This window comes from Saccharopolyspora sp. NPDC045839 (assembly GCF_056431645.1).
In genome coordinates this window covers 15151-35056 of the sequence record NZ_JBWKKH010000019.1, presented here as the reverse complement: position 1 = coordinate 35056, position 19906 = coordinate 15151, and the positions used below count along the sequence as shown (strand labels likewise).

The following is a 19906-nucleotide window of genomic DNA, read 5'->3' as shown; positions in this document are numbered from 1 at the left end:
AATCCGGGCGCTGATTGGTGAACCACGTCGTCCACTACAGCACGGCCGCCGCCGGGTGCGGTCACCGGCCCGGCCGTGCTCCACTCTGGTGCGGGCTGCCCACCCGCGCTTTCTTCGAGCGGCGCCGCCGCCCGGGTGGCTCGCGCCGATGCGGGAGATCTCCGGCGACGCGGAACCAGTTCAGTGACGGATCGTCACAGGTGCACCACGGGGCAGGTCAGGGTGCGGGTGATGCCTTCGACGTTCTGGATCTTCGCCACGACCATCTTGCCGAGCAGGTCGACGTTCTCGGCCTCGGCGCGCACGATCACGTCGTACGGGCCGGTGACGTCTTCGGCGCTGATGATGCCGGCGAAGTCCTTGATCTCGCTGGCGACCGCGGCGGCCTTGCCGACTTCGGTCTGGATGAGGATGTATGCCTGAACCACGGCGTGCCCCTTCGTGTGGCCGATGTGCTCGGGGTAGGAAACTGGCAGAAAGCTACCCCATCGGACCGAGCGGATGCTCAAGGAAGGAAGGTCCCAGTTGGGTCCTGATTCATCGCAGGACGCACAGACCGTTTCCCAGTTGGGTGAGTTCGGCCTCATCGATCGGGTAACGGCCGGGCGGCCGCAGTCTCCTGGCACGTTAATCGGGCCGGGCGACGACGCCGCGGTCCTGGCGGCACCGGACGGCCGGGTGGTGGCCGCCACCGACGTGCTGGTCGAAGGGGTGCACTTCCGTTTCGACTGGTCGACGCCGGAGCAGGTGGGCCGCAAGGCCGTCGCCGTGAACCTCTCGGACATCGCCGCGATGGGCGCGGTGCCGACCGGCCTGCTGGTGGGCCTGGCCTGCTCCCCGGACCTGCCGACGAACGTGGCCGACGAGCTGTCCGCGGGCATGTGGGAAGAAGCACAGCGGGTCGGCATCGGCATCGTCGGCGGCGACATGGTGTCGGCGACCTCACTGACGATCTCGATCACAGCGCTGGGCGACCTGCAGGGCCGGGAGCCGGTGACGCGGTCGGGCGCGCGGCCGGGGGACGTGGTCGCGGTGGCCGGGCGGCTGGGCTGGTCGGCGGCCGGTTTGGCCGTGCTGGGGCGGGGTTTCCGCTCGCCGGTCGCGGTCGTCGGCGCGCACCGCGTGCCGGAGCCGCCGTACGCGGCGGGGCCGCAGGCGGCCGTCGCGGGCGCGACGTCCATGGTGGACACCTCGGACGGGCTGCTGGCCGATCTCGCGCACATCGCCGAGGCGTCGCAGGTGGCCATCGACGTCCGGACCGAGCAGGTCGAGGTGCCGCAGCGGCTGACCGAGGTCGCCTCGGCGCTGGGCGCGGACGCCCGGCACTGGGTGCTCACCGGCGGCGAGGACCAGGCGCTGGCCGCGACGTTCCCGCCGGGACGTCCGTTGCCGGAGGGCTGGCGCGCGATCGGCGTGGTCTCCGAAGGCGCCGGTGTCACGGTGGACGGCGGCGAGTACGAGGGCCCGGGGGGCTGGGAGCACTGGCGTTGAGGCGGGATCGCCGAGTGCTCCCCCGAACGCGGAGAACCCCGATGCGCAACTGGCGCATCGGGGTTCTCCGCGTTCGGTGCGACTAGCTCGCCGAGGAACCCGCCGGGGCAGGCGCGTCCTGCATCAGCGGCTTGTTCGCCGTCTCCTTCATCAGCAGGATCGGCACCAGCGCCACCAGGGCCGCGGCCATCAGGTAGAACGCCGGGAACATGGTGTTGCCGGTCGAGGTGACCACGGCGTCGTTGACCAGCGGTGCGGTCCCGCCGAAGGCCGCCGTGGAGATGTTGTACCCGATGCAGAAGGCCGCGTAGCGGACCTTCGTCGGGAACATCGCCGGCAGCGTCGCCGCCAGCGGCCCGATCAGCTGCACGTGCCCGATCGCCAGCAGGCCCAGCCCCAGGATCGTGGTCAGCACGGTGCCCTGGGAGATCAGCATGAACGCCGGGATCGGCAGCACGATGAAGCAGATCGCCGCGGACAGGAACAGCGGCTTGCGGCCGATCCGGTCCGACAGCGCGCCCACCGGGGTGATGATCACCAGCATGAACAGCACCGTGAGCAACAGCGGGACCAGGACCTGGGACTCCTGACCGTCCTCCACGTGGAGCGTGTTCTTGAGGTACGTCTCCATGTAGGTCAGGATCGTGTAGTTGGCGATGTTGATCAGCACCACGATGCCCATCAGGATCAGCAGCTGCCGCCACCATTCCTTGACCAGGTCCTTCAGCGGCGACTTGGCCACCTGGTGCGTCGCTTCCAGCTGCTTGAACGCCGGCGTGTCCTCCAGCTTGCTCCGCAGATAGAGGCCGACGGCGCCGAGCGGACCGGCGATCAGGAACGGAATGCGCCAGCCCCAGCTTTCCATCGAGGCGCTGTCCAGGTTCAAGATCAGGATCGTCGGCACCAGCGCGCCGAATCCGAATCCGACGAGCGTGCCGAATTCCAGCCAGCTACCCCAGAAGCCGCGGCGGCGGTCCGGCGCGAACTCGGCGATGTAGGTCGCCGCGCCGCCGTATTCGCCGCCGGTCGAGAAGCCCTGCAGCAACCTGCACAGCAGCAGGAGCATCGGGGCGAAGACGCCGATGGCCTCGTAAGTCGGCAGCAGGCCGATCGCGAACGTCGATCCGGACATCAGCAGGATCGTCAGCGCCAGCACCTTCTGCCTGCCGATCCGGTCGCCCAGCGGGCCGAAGAACAGGCTGCCCAGCGGCCGGAACAGGAAGGAGATCGCGAAGACACCGAAGGCCGAGATGGTCTCGAGCGGGCCGGGGAAGAACTGGTGGCCCACGTATGCGGCCACATATGCATATACGCCGAAGTCGTACCACTCCGTGCAGTTGCCGATTGCCGCTGCGCCGACCGCGCGACGGAGCAGCGAGCGCTGCTCGGCTGATGTTTCGGCTGATTCCTGCGAAGTCATGAGTTTGCGGCCCACCTCCGGGTCATGCCATCCACCCTTGCGGTCTTCAGAACTCCGGTGAACCTAGCCGAGCGGCCTTGACGAGGCCACCAAAAGACGTGGATTGCGTTATTCCGATGTTATTTCGTATATGCAAAAGGTCACCGATCGAGCGGTCCGCGCGTTGTGTCGGAGCGTCGCCGATTTGACAGCCGAATTCGGCGGATGACTAGCGGAAATGGTGCTTTCGTGTGACAGCCGGATACGGGTGTGCGCCATATCGCTCGGCATGTTACTTCCATCGAGTGTGACGTGTGACACATTGGCTGCTCGAAGTCGATCTCGGGGCTGTCCGGAGGGCGATCTTGGTAGCTCGCTAGGGTGCTCGCATGGTCGCACGTCCGTTGCACGAGCTCGTGGAGGCCGGGTGGGCGCAAGCCCTGGAGCCGGTCGCCGATCAGATCAAGAAGATGGGCGAGTTCCTGCGCACCGAGGTAGCCGAGGGCCGGACGTACCTGCCCGCCCCGGAGCACGTGCTCCGCGCCTTCCAGCAGCCGTTCCACGACGTGCGGGTGCTGATCGTGGGCCAGGACCCGTACCCGACGCCCGGGCACGCGGTCGGCCTCAGCTTCTCCGTCGCGCCCGGCGTCGCGCCGCCGCGCAGCCTGGTCAACATCTACCGCGAGTACACCGAGGACCTCGGCCACCCCACGCCCTCCGGCGGCGACCTCACGCCGTGGACCGAGCGCGGGGTGCTGCTGCTCAACAGGTCGCTGACGGTCCGGCCCCGCAACCCCGGTTCGCACCGGGGCAAGGGCTGGGAGGAGATCACCGCGCAGGCCATCCGCGCGCTGGCCGCGCGGGAGGAGCCGCTGGTGGCGATCCTCTGGGGCCGCGACGCCCGCGACCTGCGCCCGCTGATGCCCGGCGTGGAGTGCGTCGAATCGCCGCACCCGAGCCCGATGTCGGCCGACCGCGGCTTCTTCGGTTCCCGCCCGTTCAGCCGGGTGAACGAGATCCTCGAACGCCGGGGCATGGAGCCCGTCGACTGGAAGCTGCCGTAGAAGGGGTTTCTGCTCGCCCCGCTCAGCGGTGCGGGTGGCCGCTTGCCTGACCACCCGGTGCCGCCGAGCAAGCCCCGGGCGCGGGTGCGTTTTGCCTGTTCGCGGCGTATGGATTTCGGTTCCGCCCGGTCGTACATTGGCCCTTGCCGGATGATGCGTTCAGGGCGGAAGAAGGCTCGTCATGAGAGCCGGCCGGAACGGCAGCGAGCTGCGGTGCCTGATCCGCAGGATTTTTCCGGGCGCGAACCCGATGCGGCGGCGCACCGACTACTTCGAGCCCGCCGCGCTGCTGCTGGTCGCGCTGATCGCGGTCGCCACAGTGGTGGCGGCCCTGTTCGTCGCGCAGTCCGAGCTGCGCGGCCGGCTCGCCGACGTGGATCGCGAGCAGACGGCCAAGCACCAGGTGGTGGCGACGGTCGTCGCCGAGCTCGGCGCCGGCGCCGGGAACGCGCACCGGCCGGTCGCGGTGCGCTGGGGCCAGCCGCCGGACGAGCGCTTCGCCGTCATCGAGCTACCGGCCCGCGCCCCGGCGGCCGGAACCGTCCCGGTGTGGCTGGACCAGCAGGGCCGGCCGACCTCGCCGCCGCTGACCCGCGCCGAGGCGACCCAGGCGGCAGGGATGGCCGGGGCGAGCGTGCTGCTCGGATCTGCGCTGGTCACCACGGTCGCCCTGATGGGAGCCCGGTTGATCGTGACCCGCAGGCGGCTCGCGGCCTGGGCCGCGGAGTGGGAGAAGGTAGGCCCCCAGTGGCGCAACCACGCTTCGTGAGGCCGTGAACGCAGAAAACCCCGGGGCGCTGGGCCCCGGGGTTTTGCGCGCAGTCGAGTTCAGCCGCGGACGACCTTGCCGGCCTTCAGGCAAGAGGTGCACACGTTCATGCGCTTGCGCTGCGAAAGGCCGATCTTGGCGTGCACGGTCTGAATGTTCGGGTTCCACCGGCGCTTGGTCTTCCGGTGGGAGTGCGAGACCGAGTTGCCGAAGCCTGGTCCCTTACCGCAGACGTCGCAGACGGCAGCCACGTCAGACACCCCTTAACTTTGCTTGACGGTTACAGCGATGAGAGCCGCAAGCGCACCACGGCCGCATCAGCCTCGCGTGAGCGCTCACTGTCCACCGCCGTGACCGGCGGTCTCAGCCCGGAGAACCCGGTTGCCCGGGGTCATCGCCACCCTGGGACCGGATCAGTGTAGCCCACCGGCGGAGGCGCTCCCGGTGGTGGGGGCGAGTGCCGATGCGCGCCGAACCCGGCGCGGACAGCGACTACTCTCGGACAATCCGATCGTAGGTGGCTGCGTGGGAGGTCGCGGGTGTTGCGGACGCTGACTGCGGCGGCTGCCCGCCGGTGGGCCGACCTGGCGCTGGCCGGGCTGGCGGCCGAGCGCGACGCGATCGACCGGATCAACGTCTACCCGGTCGCCGATGGCGACACCGGCACCAACCTGCTGCATACGATGCGCGCGGCGGTGGAAGCGCTCGACGCGGTCGAGCCGGACACGCTCGGCGGCGTGCTCGCCGCGTTGTCGAAGGGCGCGCTCGGTGGCGCGTGCGGGAACTCCGGCGTGCTGCTCTCGCAGGCCCTGCGCGGTATCGCCGAGTCGTTGCGCGACGTCGCCGAAGCCGATGGCGGGGCGCTCGGTGTGGCGTTGGCTCGCGCGGACGAGCTGGCCAGGCAGGCCGTCGCCGAGCCCACCGAGGGCACGGTGCTGTCGGTGTTGCGCGCCGCGGCGCTCGCGGCCAGCCCTGGCGAGCTCGACGTGGTCGTGCATCGCGCGACCCGGGCCGCTGTAGACGCGTTGGCTGCCACTCCGGGCCAGCTCCCGGTGCTCTCCGACGCCGGCGTCGTCGATGCCGGCGGGCGGGGCCTGGTGATCGTGCTCGACGCGTTGCACGCGGTGGTGCGCGATGGCGAGCGGCTCGCGCCGGAGGCGCCGGTGCCGGGTGACTCGGGTGTGCTGGAGCACGAGTCGCAGCACGAGTACGAGGTCATGTACCTGCTCGCCGACACCGATCAGGACCGGGTCGCGGTGCTGCGCGATGCGTTGTGCGCGCTCGGCGACTGCGTGTCGGTGGTCGGTGACGGCGCGGATTCCTGGGCCGTGCACGTGCACTGCGACGACATCGGGGCGGCGATCGAGTCGGGCATCGGGGCCGGGCGCGTGCACAAGATCAAGGTCACCCGGTTCGCCGACCAGCAGGCCGCGTTCGCGCGGGACGTCGCCGTGCTCGCCTGCGTCACCGACGACGTCCTGGGGGAGCTGTTCGCCGCCGAGGGCGCGGATGTGCTTGTCGGCGGCGCGGAGCTGACCGAGGAGCGGCTCCGCGAGGCGTTCCTCGCGACCGGTGCCGCGCACGTCGTCGTGCTGCCCAACAACGCGGCCACGGTCGCCGTGGTGGAGCGGGTCGGCGCGATCGATGAGGGGCAGGACGTGGTCGTGGTGCCGATGGCGTCGCCGGTGCAGGGGCTGGCCGCGCTCGCGGTGCACGATCCGACCCGGCGCCGGGCCGCCGACCAGGTGGCGATGGCCGAGGCGGCGGCCGCGACGCGGCGCGGCGAGCTGCGCATCGCCGATGCCGAGGCGCTGACCTGGGTCGGCCGCTGCCTGCCCGGCGACGTGCTCGGGCTGATCGACGGCGAGGTCGTGCTCATCGGCGACGACGTGCCCGCCGCGGCCCGCGAGCTGGCGACCAGAATGCTCGCCACCGGTGGCGAGCTGCTCACGGCGCTGGTCCGGGCCGATGCCCCGGACGGCCTGCCGGACGCGCTGGCCGGGCACCTCCGCCACGCCCATCCCGAGGTCGAGTTCGCCCACTACCCGGGCGGGAACCTCGACGCACTGCTCCTCATCGGCGTCGAGTAGCACCTCCGTCGCGTTCGCCGGCACCGCATCGCTCCGATGCGGTCGCGTTTTGCCTGTTCAGGGCCCGTGTGCACGTCTTGCTGCCATAGCGACAAGAAGTACGCACGGGTCCTGACCTGCGCGAACGGCGAGGTTGCTGGTAAGCAAGAAGTCAATGGTGCTAGTGTCATTAGCACCATGTTGCTTTCGTTGGATTTGCACGATCAGCGGCCCCTGCACGAGCAGGCCGCCGACGCCATCCGGCGCGCCATCACCGACGGCGAGGTCGCGCCGGGCGATCGGCTGCCGCCCGCGCGGGACCTGGCGGTCGCGCTGCAGATCAACCCCAACACCGTGCTCCGCGCGCTGCGCGAGCTGCGAGAAGAGGGGCTGCTGGAGTTCCGCCGCGGGCGCGGCGTCACGGTGCTGCGTCGCCCGGATGCGAAGGCCGCGCTGCAGCGGAAGGTCGGCGAGCTGCTGGCCGAGGCCGAGCGCCACGGCTATCGGCCGGACGACGTCATCGAGTGGATCAGGCAGGGGGAGAGATGAGGGATTCATCCGGGCCGGAGTCGGGTGGCCCACCAGACGCAGGAGGCGAAATGACCTACCGCACCCGGTTCCTGGCCGCCTCGGGCCTCTGGGTCGTGGCCGTGGCGGCGATGCTCTACTTCGGCACCCGGGCCTTCCGCGACCGGCTGCCCGATCCGATCGCGTCGCACTGGGGCTTCGCCGGCGCGCCGGACGACTCGACGCCGGTCGCGGGTTTCCTGATCTTCGTGCCGGTCGGCTGGTTGGTGCTCGGGTTGGCCGTCGCCGGGTACGTCGCGCGCGGCTGGCGTCGGCGGCGCACCCGGGCCGCCGCGGGCGCCGTCCTCGCCGCCGGCGCGCTGTTCATGATCGGCCTGGCGGCGCTGACGGTGTGGGCGAACCTCGACGTCGCCGAGTGGCGGCAGGCCCGGTCGGTGAACTGGCAGATGATCCCGGTGCTGCTGATCGCGGCGCTCGCGGGCCGGCTCGGCTGGTCCGCCTGCCACCGGGGGCCGGACGAGGCCGCGCAGGACGCGGCCGAAGAACCGGAGCTGGCGCTGAAGCCGGGCCGGCGGGCGGTGTGGCTGGCGTCGGTGTCGAGCCCGGCGCTCCGCGCGGGTGGCTGGCTCGTGCTGCTGGCCGCGGCCGCGACCGCGGTCTTCCAGCCCTGGCCGATCGTGCTGGCCCCGCTGCTGGCGGGCGCGGCCTGCCTGGCCCTGTCCTCGGCGCGGGTGCAAATCGACGAGCGCGGGGTCCGGGTCGCGTTCGGGCCGCAGCGCTGGCCCGCCCGGCTGATCCCGCTGGCGAAGATCGACGGTGCGCGGGTCGAGACCCGGCGGCCGCTGGAGGTCGGCGGCTGGGGCTACCGGGTTCTGCCGAGCAGCACCGCGATCATGCTGCGGGGCGGCGAATGCCTGGTCCTGCGGCTGACCTCCGGCCGCGACTTCTACATCAGCGTCGACCACGCCGAACGCGGCGCGGAACTGGTCAACGCGCTCATCACCGAACGCTCGGCGCTGTGAGGGGGGACCACGTGGGACGTCGCGATCTGTGGGTGTACTTGCTGGTGGCGCTGGGCGGCGCGTGGCTGGTGGCGCTGCCGCTGTGGCTCGCGGGCGGCCTGGGCAGCGGTTTCCAGTGGCTCGCCGGAGTCATGATGTTCACGCCGACGCTGGGCGTGCTCGCGGTGCGGCTGCTGGACCGCCGCGTGCCGGCCCGCGAATGGGCCCGCGCGACCGGCCTGACGTTCGGGCCGCGCAAGGGGCGCACGGTCGTGCTGCTGCTGGCCGCCTGGCTCGGCCCACCGCTGATCAGCGCGGCGGCCGTCGCGCTGAGCGCGGCCGTCGGGGTCCTCGCGGTGGACTTCGACTTCAGCCTGATGCGCGAGGCGATGGGCGGCGCCTCGCCGATCGGCGTCGGGACCATCGTGCTGATCCAGCTGGTGGCGATGGTCCTGTTCGCGCCGCTGATCAACTCGGTGCCGGCCTTCGGCGAGGAGTGGGGCTGGCGGGGCTGGCTGCTGCCGCGGCTGGTGGAGTCCGGCACCTGGCCCGCGCTGCTGCTCTCCGGCCTGATCTGGGGCGTCTGGCACGCACCGCTGACGCTGCTCGGCTACAACTACCCGCAGCTCGGCCCCTGGGCGGCGGTCCTGTTCACCGGGTTCTGCGTGATCTACGGGGTGCTGATGGGCTGGCTGCGGCTGTACTCGGGCAGCGTCTGGCCCGCGGTGCTGTGCCACGGCTCGTTCAACGCGTCCGCCGGGCTGCCGATGCTCCTGGGTTCCGCGGCCGAGCCGCCGAACGTGGTCATCGCCGGGATCACCGGCCTGGTCGGCTGGGTGCTGATGGCCGCGCTGGCCTTGTTCGTGACGCGCCGGTGGCGCCTGGACCGGGCCCCGCAGCCGGTCGCGGCCGCCTGACCAGCCCCGGCCCGGTCGGCGATGCCCGGCCGGGCCGACCGGTGGCGGCGGCCTGGCGCTACTGTCGTTACTGGTCGTCGACTGTCCCGGGAGCGTCCAGTGAGTGTCCGAAGCCGGTATCTGTGGTTCGTCGGTGGCTGGACCGTGCTCATCGCGCTGCTGATGATCGCCGTCCCGCTGCTGCTGCGCGCCCGGTTGCCGGAGCCCATCGCGATCGAGTGGACGTCGTCGGGGGCGCCGAAGAGTTCCAGTTCGTTGCGCGACTTCGTGCTCGACAAGCTCGTCTGGTGGCTGGCGGTCGCCGCGGTGTGGAGCGTGTTCGGGGTCCGCGGGGTGCTGCGACGGCGCGGCCTGGCCTGGGCCGGGGCGGCGCTGGGCGTCTTCGGCTCGCTGATGCTCGGCACCGTCGTGCTGACCACGCTCACCAACCTGGACGCCCCGGACTTCCGGGACACCGTCGATCTCCACGCGCAGGGCTGGCTGCTGCTGGGCGGTGCGCTCGCGGGCTGGCTCGGCTGGCGGCTGGGCAGCCAGAGCGCGCGGGTCGCCGCCACCGACTGATCGACTCGTCGGTGCCGTCCGATAACTTGCGAGTGCCTGCCCGGCGGGACGACCGGTGACGATGCGCACGGCGGAGGACATGCAGTGACCACATTGGACGCGAAGCTCGACCGGGTGCTCGGCGCCAAGACCGGCAAGGCGCTCGATTCGGCGCTGGGCCTCGTCACGGTGGGGGATCTGCTGCGCCACTACCCGCGCCGCTACGCCGAGCGCGGCGAGCTGACCGCGATCGCCGGGCTGGAGCTCGGCGAGCACGCCACGGTGCTCGCGCAGGTCGAGCGGGTCAGCAAGCGCACCATGAAGTCCCGCCGCGGCACCATCGTCGAGGCCCGGATCACCGACGGCCACCGCTCGCTGAGCTGCACGTTCTTCAACCAGGCGTGGCGGGAGCGCGAGCTGCTGCCGGGGCGGCGCGGCATGTTCGCGGGCAAGGTCACCGCCTTCCGCGACCAGCTGCAGCTGGCGCACCCCGAGTACCAGCTCTTCGACGCGGACAAGACCGATCTCGGTTCGGCGGCCGAGGAATTCGCCTCCGCTGTGCTCCCGGTCTACCCGGCCGCGCAGGGCCTGCCGTCGTGGTCCCTCGCGCGGTGCGTGGGCCAGGTGCTGGACGTCTGGGACGGCGCCGAAGACCCGCTGCCGGAGGAGCTGCGCGACCGGATGGGGCTGGCCGGTCTCGAGTCGGCGCTGCGCAAGATCCACCGCCCGCAGAACTTCGGCGACGTCCAGGCCGCGCAGGACCGGCTGAAGTGGGACGAGGCGCTGGCGGTGCAGCTGGCGCTCGCACAGCTGCGCGGCGCGGCGAAGTCGCACCCGGCGCCGGTGTGCCGGATGCGCGACGACGGCGTCCTGGCGGCGTTCGACCAGCGGATGCCGTTCGAGCTGACCAAGGGGCAGCAGGAGATCGGCGAGCAGATCGCCGCCGACCTGACCACCGAGCACCCGATGAACCGCCTGGTGCAGGGCGAGGTCGGCAGCGGCAAGACGGTGGTGGCGCTGCGCGCGATGCTGCAGGTGGTGGACGCCGGCCGGCAGGCGGCGATGCTCGCGCCGACCGAGGTGCTCGCCGCGCAGCACGCCCGCTCGCTGCGCGAACTGCTCGGCGACCTGGCGATGGCCGGCGAGCTCGGTGGCGCGGAGAACGCCACCCGCGTCACGCTGCTGACCGGCTCGCTGAACGCGGCGCAGCGCAAGAAGGCCTTGCTGGAGGCGGCTTCCGGCGAAGCCGGGATCGTCGTCGGCACGCACGCGCTGATCCAGGACCGGGTGTCGTTCGCGGATCTCGGCCTGGTCGTGGTGGACGAGCAGCACCGCTTCGGCGTCGAGCAGCGCGATGCGCTGCGGGCGCGCGGCGGGGACGACGCGTCGCCGCACGTGCTGGTCATGACCGCGACGCCGATCCCGCGCACGGTGGCGATGACGGTCTACGGCGACCTGGAAACCTCGGCGCTGCGGGAACTTCCGCGCGGCCGCTCGCCGATCAGCACGAGCGTCGTTCCGGTGGCGGAGAAACCGGCCTGGCTGGACCGGGCCTGGGCGCGCATCCACGAGGAGGTCGCGGCCGGGCACCAGGTCTACGTGGTGTGCCCGCGGATCGGCGACGACGAGGAGAACCCGGGCAAGGGCAAGAAGAAAGCGGCGAAGTCCGCTGTGGACGACAGCGACGGCGGCGGCGAGGAGCCGCCGCCGGAGGACGGCGAGGAGCGGCGGCCGCCGCTGGCGGTGCTCGACGTCGCGGAGCAGCTCGCGGCCGGGCCGCTGGCGGGCCTGCGGCTGGGCATCCTGCACGGCAGGCTGCCCGCCGATGACAAGGACGCGGTGATGCGCGCCTTCGCCGCGGGCGAGCTCGACGTGCTGGTCGCCACCACCGTCATCGAGGTCGGCGTCAACGTCCCGAACGCGACCGTCATGGTGATCATGGACGCCGACCGGTTCGGCGTCAGCCAGCTGCACCAGCTGCGCGGCCGCGTCGGCCGGGGCAGCGCGCCGGGCCTGTGCCTGCTGGTCAGCGAGGCGATGGCGGGTACCACGACGCGGGACCGGCTGGACGCGGTCGCCTCCACCACGGACGGCTTCGAGCTGGCCCGCCTGGACCTGGAACTGCGCCGCGAGGGCGACATCCTCGGCGCGGCGCAATCGGGCCGGAAGTCGGGGCTGAAGATGCTGTCGCTGCTGCGCGACGAGGACGTGATCGCCCAGGCCCGGGAGGAGGCGGACCGGGTGGTCGGCGAGGACCCGCGGCTGCGGAACCACCCGGGCCTGGCCCGGATGGTCGCGGAGGTCGTCGACGCCGAACGCGCGGAGTACCTGGAGAAATCCTGAATCGGGTGCCGTAGCACCCCAGAACACTCACGGGTGGCGCAGTCCCGTCGGCGGGACCGCGAGGGTCAGGTCCGGCAGTGGGCGACCAGCGCCCGGCCAGTACCAGGTCGGGCGAAGCGTTCGAGCTTCTCAGCGCCATCCACGGTCTTGTGGTCTTCTGGGGCCGGCAGCCGCCGATCGGGCGGTGATCCCGAGCGGACGCCACGCCTGGGCTCCAGTAAGAGATCGAAAATTCGAATCAAGCGAAATTTTCACCTATTTCTTTTGGTCTAGACCTTGCATCGATCAGGTATTTAGGCAGGTCATAAAGGTATCGAGGTGTCCATCACTTGAGAGGTTCTCCCGGTTAGGGGAATTTTCGCGGTACGGTGCTCACACCGACCGACACCTGCCCAGGAGGAGCCGGCATGTTCCGCAAGGTCCTCGTCGCGAATCGCGGTGAGATTGCGATCCGCGCGTTCCGCGCCGCGTACGAACTAGGCGCGGGCACGGTCGCGGTGTTCCCTCACGAAGACCGCAACTCGCTGCACCGCCTGAAAGCCGATGAGTCGTACGAGATCGGCGAGCCTGGGCATCCCGTCCGCGCTTACCTGTCCGTCGAGGAGATCGTCAAGGCCGCGCGGGAGGCCGGCGCGGACGCCGTCTACCCCGGCTACGGCTTCCTCTCCGAGAACCCCGAACTGGCGCGCGCCTGCCGGGAAGCCGGGATCACCTTCGTCGGCCCCAGCCACGAGATCCTGCAGATGACCGGCAACAAGGCGACCGCGGTCGCCGCCGCCCGCGAGGCCGGCGTGCCGGTGCTGGACTCCTCGGCGCCGTCCCGCGAGATCGGCGAGCTGCTCACCGCCGCCGAGAGCATGACGTTCCCGGTGTTCGTCAAGGCCGTCGCCGGTGGCGGCGGGCGCGGCATGCGCCGCGTCGACGACCCCGCCGGGCTGCGCGAGGCGCTGGAAGCCGCGATGCGCGAGGCCGAATCGGCCTTCGGCGACCCGACGGTCTTCCTGGAGCAGGCGGTCATCAACCCGCGGCACATCGAGGTGCAGATCCTCGCCGACGCCGCGGGCAACGTGATCCACCTCTACGAGCGCGACTGCTCCGTGCAGCGCCGCCACCAGAAGGTCATCGAGATCGCCCCGGCGCCGAACCTGGACCCGAAGCTGCGGGAGCGGATCTGTGCCGACGCCGTCGCCTTCGCCCGCAAGATCGGCTACGTCAACGCGGGCACCGTGGAGTTCCTGGTCGACGAGCAGGGCCGCCACGTGTTCATCGAGATGAACCCGCGCATCCAGGTGGAGCACACGGTCACCGAGGAGGTCACCGACGCCGACCTGGTGCAGTCGCAGCTGCGCATCGCCGCCGGCGAGACGCTCGAAGACCTCGGCATGACGCAGGACGCGATCCGGTTGCGCGGCGCGGCCCTGCAGTGCCGCATCACCACCGAGGACCCGGCCAACGGGTTCCGCCCGGACACCGGCATGATCAGCGCCTACCGCTCGCCGGGCGGCGCGGGCATCCGGCTCGACGGCGGCACCGCGTTCGCCGGCACCAGCGTCAGCGCGCACTTCGACTCGATGCTGGTGAAGCTGTCCTGCCGGGGCCGCGACTTCGCCACCGCCGTCGCCCGCGCCCGCCGCGCGGTCGCCGAGTTCCGGATCCGCGGCGTGTCCACGAACATCCCGTTCCTGCAGGCGGTGCTGGACGATCCGGACTTCGCCGCGGGCAAGGTCACCACGTCGTTCATCGGCGAGCGGCCGCACCTGCTCACCGCCCGCCACTCGGCCGACCGCGGCACCCGGCTGCTGAACTACCTCGCCGACGTCACCGTCAACCGGCCCAACGGCGAGCGCCCGACCACCCCGGACCCGGTGCACAAGCTGCCGGCGATCGACCTGTCGGTGCCGCCGGCGGCCGGCTCCAAGCAGCGGCTCACCGAGCTCGGCCCGGAGGGTTTCGCCCGCTGGCTGCGGGAATCCAAGGCCGTCGGCGTCACCGACACCACCTTCCGGGACGCCCACCAGTCGCTGCTGGCGACCCGAGTACGCACCCGCGACCTGCTCGCGGTCGCGCCGCACGTGGCGCGGCTGACGCCGGAGCTGCTGTCCCTGGAGTGCTGGGGCGGCGCGACCTACGACGTGGCGCTGCGGTTCCTCGCCGAGGACCCGTGGGAGCGGCTGGCGAAGCTGCGCGAGGCGGTGCCCAACATCTGCCTGCAGATGCTGCTGCGCGGCCGCAACACGGTCGGCTACACGCCTTACCCGACCGAGGTGACCGAGCACTTCGTGCAGGAGGCCACCGACACCGGCATCGACATCTTCCGCATCTTCGACGCCCTCAACGACGTCGAGCAGATGCGCCCGGCCATCGAGGCGGTGCGGGCCACCGGGAAGTCGGTCGCCGAGGTCGCGCTGTGCTACACGGCCGATCTGTCCAACCCGGACGAGAAGCTGTACACGCTGGACTACTACCTGCGGCTGGCCGAGCAGATCGTCGACGCCGGCGCACACGTGCTGGCGGTCAAGGACATGGCCGGGCTGCTGCGCGCGCCGGCGGCGGCGAAGCTGATCTCCGCGCTGCGCAAGGAATTCGGCCTGCCGGTCCACGTGCACACCCACGACACGCCGGGCGGTCAGCTGGCCACCTACCTGGCGGCCGTCCAGGCCGGGGCGGACGCGGTGGACGCCGCGACGGCGTCGCTGGCCGGCACCACCTCGCAGCCCGCGCTGTCGTCGGTGGTGGCCGCCACCGACTACACCGAGCAGGCGACCGGGCTGGACCTGCAGGCGGTGTGCGACCTGGAGCCGTACTGGGAGTCGGTGCGCAAGGTCTACCAGCCCTTCGAGGCGGGCCTGGCGTCGCCGACCGGGCGCGTGTACAAGCACGAGATCCCCGGCGGCCAGCTGTCGAACCTGCGCACCCAGGCGGTCGCGCTCGGGCTGGGCGACAAGTTCGAGGAGATCGAGGCGATGTACGCCGCGGCCGACCGGATCCTCGGCCGGCTGGTCAAGGTGACCCCCTCGTCGAAGGTGGTCGGCGACCTGGCGCTGCACCTGGTGGGCGCCGGCGTGGACCCGGCCGACTTCGAGGCCGACCCGCGCAAGTTCGACATCCCGGACTCGGTGATCGGGTTCCTGCAGGGCGAGCTCGGCGAGCCGCCGGCGGGCTGGCCGGAGCCGTTCCGCACCCGCGCGCTGGCGGGCCGCACCGCGGTGCGCAAGCTCGCGGAACTGTCCGATGAGGACCGCGAGGGGCTCGTCTCGGACCGCCGGAGCACCCTGAACCGGCTGATGTTCGCCAAGCCCACCAAGGAGTTCACCGAGCACCGCGAGGCGTACGGCGACACCTCCCTGCTGCGCAGCAAGGACTTCTTCTACGGGCTGCGCGCGGGGGAGGAGTACTCGGTGGACCTGGAGCCGGGCGTGCGGCTGCTGATCGGCCTGGAAGCGATCAGCGAGCCCGACGAGCGCGGCATCCGCACCGTGATGGCCATCCTGAACGGGCAGCTGCGGCCGATCCAGGTCCGCGACCGCTCGGTGGCCACGAACCTGCCGGTCGCGGAGAAGGCCGACCGGTCCAACCCCGGCCACGTGCCGGCGCCGTTCGCGGGCGTGGTGACGCTGTCGGTCGGCGAAGGCGACGCGGTGGAGTCGGGCCAGACGATCGCCACCATCGAGGCGATGAAGATGGAGGCGGCGATCACGGCCCCGCAGGGCGGTCGGGTGAAGCGCCTGGCGATCGGCGCGGTCCAGCAGGTCGAGGGCGGCGACCTGATCATCGAACTCGGCTGACCGGAACCACGAAAGCGGGCCGTTTCCCCAGGAGGCGGCCCGCTTTCGGCGTGTCAGGGGCGGAACGGGTTCTCGATCAGGAGATTCCCGAAGCGCCGACCGTGCTGCATGTCCTCGGTGAGCAGCTTCGTCGCACCCGATCGCAACGCTGCTTCAACGATGAGCGCGTCGTAGAACGCGACCGTGTGGTCCTCTTCCAGCTTGCTGGCCAAGACGATCAACAGCGGGTCGGTGCGAACCGGGTCCCACTCGGCGTACTTCGCCACCACCTGGCGGGCGGTTTCGCGGGGCAGCTTCGTCTTTCGGGTGGCTACGGAGTAGAACTCCTGGAGCACCTGGGTGCTCAACACCCCGGTTTCCGTTGCCCAGAGCTCTTTCAGCAGTTGGCGCGACTGGCTGGCGCGCAGGTCGCCGTCGTGCACGATGTGGGCGTAGACCAGGATGTTCGTGTCGATGAATGTGAGTTCAGCGGTCACCTGTCGTAAAGCTCCTCACGGGTCCATGATGGTGCGCTTTCGGTCGACCGCGCGGCCTCGTCCATGAGTGCGAGGGCTTCTTGCTTGGCGCGTTCGTAGCGCTCATCGGAGTCGGCGATCTTGGTGATCTGCTGGGCCAGAAGTCCGCTTAGCGACGTGTGCCTTCGCGCTGCTGCGATTTTCGCGCGCCGAATTACTGCTTCGTCCAGCTGGACTGTCACATTTCTGCTACCCATGACCACACGATATCACGTGCGCCACGTTAGTTTGACGTGAAAGGCGAGTTGAGGTGCAGTTTTGCGCCCGTTCGAGTGTCGTGGCACGGTCACCGGCCGGGCGGGACGAGGCCGTGTTCGTAGGCGTAGATCACCGCGTGCACGCGGGTTCGCAGGCCGAGTTTCGCGAGGATCCGGTTCACGTGGGTCTTCACCGTGCCCTCTTCGATCGTGCAGGCCGCGGCGATCTCGGCGTTGCTCATCCCGCGCGCCACCAGCCGCAGCACGTCGTGCTCGCGGGGCGTGAGGCGGTCCAGCTCCGGGGTCGCCGGGTGCGGCGAGAGCGCCGCGAAGCGGCTGATCAGGCGCCCGGTGACCTGCGGGTCGACCAGCCCCCGGCCCTGGTGCAGCTCGCGGACCGCGGCCACCAGCACGTCGGGTTCGTTGTCCTTGAGCAGGAAACCGGCCGCGCCCGCCTGCAGCGCGCCGAAGAGGTATTCGTCGAGGTCGAAGGTCGTCAGCGCCAGCACCCGCGGCGCGGGTTGCGCGCCCATGAGGCGGCGGATCGCCGCGATCCCGTCCAGGTGCGGCATCCGCAGGTCCATCACCACGACGTCGGGCCGTCGCCACTGCGCGAGCCGGACCGCTTCGGCCCCGTTGGCCGCCACGTCGACGACCTCGATGTCCGGCTCGCCGTCCAGGACCAGGCGGAGCGCGTCGCGCACCGCCTCCTGGTCGTCGGCCACCAGCACCCGGATCGTCACCAGGCCGTCCTCTCCACGGGCAGTTCCGCCGCGACCCGCCAGCCGCCCGCAACGGCCGGGCCCACCGACAGCGTCCCGCCGAGCAGGTGCACGCGTTCCCGCATGCCGCGGATGCCCTGGCCCTCGGCTCCCGCGTCGGTCGGCGGTCCGTCGTCGGTGACCTCGATGCACAGGCTCCGCTCGTCCCGCCGCAGGTGGACGACGACTTCCGCCGCACCGGAATGGCGCGCGGCGTTCGTCAGGGCCTCCTGCACCACCCGGTACGCGGTCCGGTCGACGGCCGGCGGCAGCCCGGCCGCGACCCCGGTGCCGTGCAGGCTGACCTTGCGCTCCTGGGAGGAGAGCCGGTCGGCGAGCCGGTCCAGGTCGGCCAGGCCCGGCTGACCGCCGGCCGGTTCCTCCCGCAATTCCCGCAGCAGGTTCCGCACCTCGCCGAGCGCGGTCCGCGAGAGCTCCGAGATCGTGCCCAGCGCTCGGTCGGCGACCGGCGAAGCCCCGTCGAGCGCCCGGCGGGTCGCGGTGGCCTGCAACCTGATCGCGGTCAGGTGGTGGCCGACGCTGTCGTGCACGTTCCTGGTGAGCCACGCCCGTTCTTCGGCCAGCAAGCGGTCCGACTCGGCGCGCTGCAGCCGGAGCGCCTGGCCCGCCCGCTCGCGGTGCAGCCGCAACGCGTAGCCCGTGGCGACCGGGGCGATGGCCATGACGATCAGGTCGGTCGCGGTGAAGACCTGCACCGGCCCGCCGGCGATCAGGAGCGTGCCCACCGACCAGCAGGTGGCGATCGCCAGCACCAGCAACGGGTTTCGCGGCCGGTGGTAGACGGCGGCGCAGAACGCCCCCATCGCGACGAGCATTCCGGGCCAGTTCGGCAGGAAAGCCATGCCCAGCAGCGCGATCACCGAGGACACCACCGCGACGGTCAGCGGCAGCGCCCGCCGGGCCGGCAGCGGGAGGCAGACGCCGATGCTGAAGGCGGCCAGCAGCGGCAGGTCCACGGGGGCCCGCCGCTCCAAGCACGCCACCAGCATCAGCGCGGCCGAAACGCCCGCGATGAGTAGGAGTTCCCGCACGTAGCGCATATCAAGAGGATGCAGCACCGCACGCGGTGCCTTCCGGCGGCAGTTCGCCGGTGGTCAGGTACCGGTGCACCCGGTCCCGCACGCAGGGGTGCCCGCTGAGGTAGAGCGCGTGAGCGCCCTTGGCCGGGAGGTAGCGGGCGCCGTCGAGTTGCGCGGTCACCCGGCGCGCGTCCCGCGGCGGGGTCATGCTGTCGTACTCGCCGCTCGCGACGAGGATCGGCGGGAGGCCCCGCGGGCGGATCGGATGCGGCCGGAAGTTCGTCGTCCCGGGGAGACCGGCGCAGTGGTAGGACGTCTGCCACGCGGTGGCCCAGCCGATTCGCGGAGTTCGGCTCCGCAGAGCGGTTTCCAGCGCCTTGACCTCGTCGTACTCGGTCGGATACGGGAAATCGGCGCAGAACATGATCCGGCTCAGCGCGGGATCCATCCCGCCGGTGGGGGTTTCGGCGAATCTGGAGGCGTCACCGGCGTGCGCCTCCAGCAGCGACGTGGCCAGTTCGGGCCACCGGCCCTCGTAGCCGGGATTGGCGCGCGAGACGATCAGCGTGGGGCCCACCGTGGCGTCCGGCCCCGCGCCGGGAGCGGGGATGGGATCGCGCTCGGCGCGCGCCAGCACCTCGTCCCACACCTCGAGCACGTCCCGGCCGTGCAGCGCGCATCCCGGATTCGTGGCGCACCATTGCGCGAAGCGGTCGAGGTTCGCCTCCATGGTCTTCGCGCGCGGCAGCAGCCAGGCGGGCCAGGACCGGTTGGTGTGGTCCATGACGCTGTCCAGGTACATCCGGCCGATGCGGTCCGGGAAGAACTCGGCGTAGGCCTGCCCGAAGACCGTTCCGTAGGAGTTGCCGTAGTAGTTCAGCTTCTCCTCGCCCAACGCGGTCCTGATCGCGTCCATGTCGCGGGCGACCTGCCACGTGTTCAGCCTGCCCGCCAGCGGCCCGGCCGCTTCGGCGCAGCCGGTGCCGAAACGCCGGTTCCCGGCGGCGTAGGCGTCGTAGGTGGCCCGGTCCGGGAACACCCATTCCGCGTTCTCCGGCATGGGCATCGGATCCGGGCACCGCACCCCGGCGCTCTCTTCGAAGCCGCGCGGGTCGGAGACGACGACGTCGAACCACCGGGTGAGGTCGGCGAAGGCGGCCTTCGACCGGCGCAGCACCGAGATCTGCTGGGCGGGGCCGCCGATGTTGACCAGCAGGGTGCCCTTGCGGTTGGCCGGATCCTGCGCGGGGAGCCTGGCCAGTCCCAGGCCGATCCGGTCGCCGCCGGGATCGGCCCAGTCGGCCGGTACGTCGATCCGGCCGCACTGCAGGCCGTCCCCGCAGTCCTGCCAGGACGGTCCCGGTTCGGCGGACGCGACGTGCACCGTCCCCACCGCGAGCAGCGCCGCGCCGAGCACGACGGTGAGCAGTTTCTTCATGCGCCCAGGCTTTCGGGAACCCCTGCGACCTGGCGTCCAACCTTCGATA

At 71.3% G+C, this 19906-nt stretch carries 18 protein-coding genes; 10 read left to right on the top strand and 8 right to left on the bottom strand.

Annotated elements, in window-relative coordinates:
* Window positions 1-194: 194 nt before the first annotated feature.
* Window positions 195-428 (bottom strand): Lrp/AsnC ligand binding domain-containing protein, encoded by a 234-nt coding sequence (locus tag AC07EQ_RS24720; RefSeq protein ID WP_452618736.1) that lies wholly within the window; start codon window positions 426-428, stop codon window positions 195-197.
* A 73-nt stretch (window positions 429-501) separates the two neighbouring features.
* Here AC07EQ_RS24720 and AC07EQ_RS24715 point away from each other — a divergent pair, with 73 nt between their 5' ends.
* Entirely contained in the window at window positions 502-1491 is a 990-nt protein-coding gene (locus AC07EQ_RS24715) for a thiamine-phosphate kinase (protein WP_478390268.1), read from the top strand.
* Between the two features lie 82 nt (window positions 1492-1573).
* On the opposite strand, the gene AC07EQ_RS24710 is transcribed toward AC07EQ_RS24715, so the two are convergent.
* Window positions 1574-2911, bottom strand: a complete 1338-nt coding sequence (locus AC07EQ_RS24710; RefSeq protein WP_478390267.1) for an MFS transporter — start codon at window positions 2909-2911, stop codon at window positions 1574-1576.
* Between the two features lie 368 nt (window positions 2912-3279).
* Here AC07EQ_RS24710 and AC07EQ_RS24705 point away from each other — a divergent pair, with 368 nt between their 5' ends.
* Both AC07EQ_RS24705 and AC07EQ_RS24700 read left to right on the top strand, forming a co-directional pair.
* On the top strand, window positions 3280-3954 hold the full coding sequence (locus tag AC07EQ_RS24705; RefSeq protein ID WP_478390266.1) for a uracil-DNA glycosylase: 675 nt from the start codon (window positions 3280-3282) through the stop codon (window positions 3952-3954).
* 181 nt (window positions 3955-4135) lie between these two features.
* Complete coding sequence (locus AC07EQ_RS24700; RefSeq protein WP_478390265.1) at window positions 4136-4723, top strand: Rv1733c family protein; 588 nt, start codon at window positions 4136-4138, stop codon at window positions 4721-4723.
* Between the two features lie 59 nt (window positions 4724-4782).
* Here AC07EQ_RS24700 and rpmB read toward each other — a convergent pair whose 3' ends face one another.
* Complete coding sequence (rpmB, locus tag AC07EQ_RS24695) at window positions 4783-4974, bottom strand: 50S ribosomal protein L28 (RefSeq protein ID WP_093262649.1); 192 nt, start codon at window positions 4972-4974, stop codon at window positions 4783-4785.
* Between the two features lie 288 nt (window positions 4975-5262).
* Here rpmB and AC07EQ_RS24690 point away from each other — a divergent pair, with 288 nt between their 5' ends.
* The 7 genes from AC07EQ_RS24690 to AC07EQ_RS24660 all read left to right on the top strand — a co-directional run bounded on the left by AC07EQ_RS24690 (window position 5263) and on the right by AC07EQ_RS24660 (window position 15906).
* On the top strand, window positions 5263-6813 hold the full coding sequence (locus tag AC07EQ_RS24690) for a DAK2 domain-containing protein (RefSeq protein ID WP_478390264.1): 1551 nt from the start codon (window positions 5263-5265) through the stop codon (window positions 6811-6813).
* Between the two features lie 189 nt (window positions 6814-7002).
* On the top strand, window positions 7003-7341 hold the full coding sequence (locus tag AC07EQ_RS24685; protein ID WP_397529872.1) for a GntR family transcriptional regulator: 339 nt from the start codon (window positions 7003-7005) through the stop codon (window positions 7339-7341).
* Window positions 7342-7391: 50 nt separating this feature from the next.
* Window positions 7392-8342, top strand: a complete 951-nt coding sequence (locus tag AC07EQ_RS24680) for a DUF1648 domain-containing protein (protein ID WP_478390263.1) — start codon at window positions 7392-7394, stop codon at window positions 8340-8342.
* Window positions 8343-8353: 11 nt separating this feature from the next.
* Window positions 8354-9238: a lysostaphin resistance A-like protein gene (locus AC07EQ_RS24675; protein WP_478390262.1), complete on the top strand. Its 885-nt coding sequence runs from the start codon at window positions 8354-8356 to the stop codon at window positions 9236-9238.
* A 99-nt stretch (window positions 9239-9337) separates the two neighbouring features.
* Window positions 9338-9799, top strand: coding sequence for a hypothetical protein (locus tag AC07EQ_RS24670; protein WP_478390261.1), 462 nt, complete (start codon window positions 9338-9340; stop codon window positions 9797-9799).
* Window positions 9800-9883: 84 nt separating this feature from the next.
* On the top strand, window positions 9884-12121 hold the full coding sequence (gene recG, locus AC07EQ_RS24665) for an ATP-dependent DNA helicase RecG (RefSeq protein ID WP_478390260.1): 2238 nt from the start codon (window positions 9884-9886) through the stop codon (window positions 12119-12121).
* Between the two features lie 407 nt (window positions 12122-12528).
* Window positions 12529-15906, top strand: a complete 3378-nt coding sequence (locus AC07EQ_RS24660) for a pyruvate carboxylase (RefSeq protein ID WP_478390259.1) — start codon at window positions 12529-12531, stop codon at window positions 15904-15906.
* Window positions 15907-15959: 53 nt separating this feature from the next.
* Here AC07EQ_RS24660 and AC07EQ_RS24655 read toward each other — a convergent pair whose 3' ends face one another.
* From AC07EQ_RS24655 to AC07EQ_RS24635, 5 genes are all read right to left on the bottom strand, one after another.
* Window positions 15960-16382 (bottom strand): PIN domain-containing protein, encoded by a 423-nt coding sequence (locus AC07EQ_RS24655; protein ID WP_478390258.1) that lies wholly within the window; start codon window positions 16380-16382, stop codon window positions 15960-15962.
* Entirely contained in the window at window positions 16379-16618 is a 240-nt protein-coding gene (locus AC07EQ_RS24650) for a DUF6364 family protein (protein WP_478390257.1), read from the bottom strand. The genes AC07EQ_RS24655 and AC07EQ_RS24650 overlap by 4 nt, the downstream gene beginning before the upstream one ends.
* An 89-nt stretch (window positions 16619-16707) precedes the next feature.
* Complete coding sequence (locus tag AC07EQ_RS24645; RefSeq protein ID WP_478390256.1) at window positions 16708-17361, bottom strand: response regulator; 654 nt, start codon at window positions 17359-17361, stop codon at window positions 16708-16710.
* Window positions 17358-18440: a sensor histidine kinase gene (locus AC07EQ_RS24640; RefSeq protein WP_478390255.1), complete on the bottom strand. Its 1083-nt coding sequence runs from the start codon at window positions 18438-18440 to the stop codon at window positions 17358-17360. The genes AC07EQ_RS24645 and AC07EQ_RS24640 overlap by 4 nt, the downstream gene beginning before the upstream one ends.
* A 1-nt stretch (window position 18441) precedes the next feature.
* A complete protein-coding gene (locus AC07EQ_RS24635; protein ID WP_478390254.1) occupies window positions 18442-19857 on the bottom strand; it encodes an alpha/beta fold hydrolase in 1416 nt (471 codons plus the stop codon).
* Window positions 19858-19906 lie beyond the last annotated feature (49 nt).

Bases quoted from the DNA above. Each gene is read 5' to 3' on its own strand.
- AC07EQ_RS24715 (WP_478390268.1), top strand. From the start codon at position 502: ATGCTCAAGGAAGGAAGGTCCCAGTTGGGTCCTGATTCATCGCAGGAC.
- AC07EQ_RS24710 (WP_478390267.1), bottom strand. From the start codon at position 2,911: ATGACTTCGCAGGAATCAGCCGAAACATCAGCCGAGCAGCGCTCGCTG.
- AC07EQ_RS24705 (WP_478390266.1), top strand. From the start codon at position 3,280: ATGGTCGCACGTCCGTTGCACGAGCTCGTGGAGGCCGGGTGGGCGCAA.
- AC07EQ_RS24700 (WP_478390265.1), top strand. From the start codon at position 4,136: ATGAGAGCCGGCCGGAACGGCAGCGAGCTGCGGTGCCTGATCCGCAGG.
- AC07EQ_RS24680 (WP_478390263.1), top strand. From the start codon at position 7,392: ATGACCTACCGCACCCGGTTCCTGGCCGCCTCGGGCCTCTGGGTCGTG.
- AC07EQ_RS24660 (WP_478390259.1), top strand. From the start codon at position 12,529: ATGTTCCGCAAGGTCCTCGTCGCGAATCGCGGTGAGATTGCGATCCGC.
- AC07EQ_RS24650 (WP_478390257.1), bottom strand. From the start codon at position 16,618: ATGGGTAGCAGAAATGTGACAGTCCAGCTGGACGAAGCAGTAATTCGG.
- AC07EQ_RS24640 (WP_478390255.1), bottom strand. From the start codon at position 18,440: ATGCGCTACGTGCGGGAACTCCTACTCATCGCGGGCGTTTCGGCCGCG.
- AC07EQ_RS24635 (WP_478390254.1), bottom strand. From the start codon at position 19,857: ATGAAGAAACTGCTCACCGTCGTGCTCGGCGCGGCGCTGCTCGCGGTG.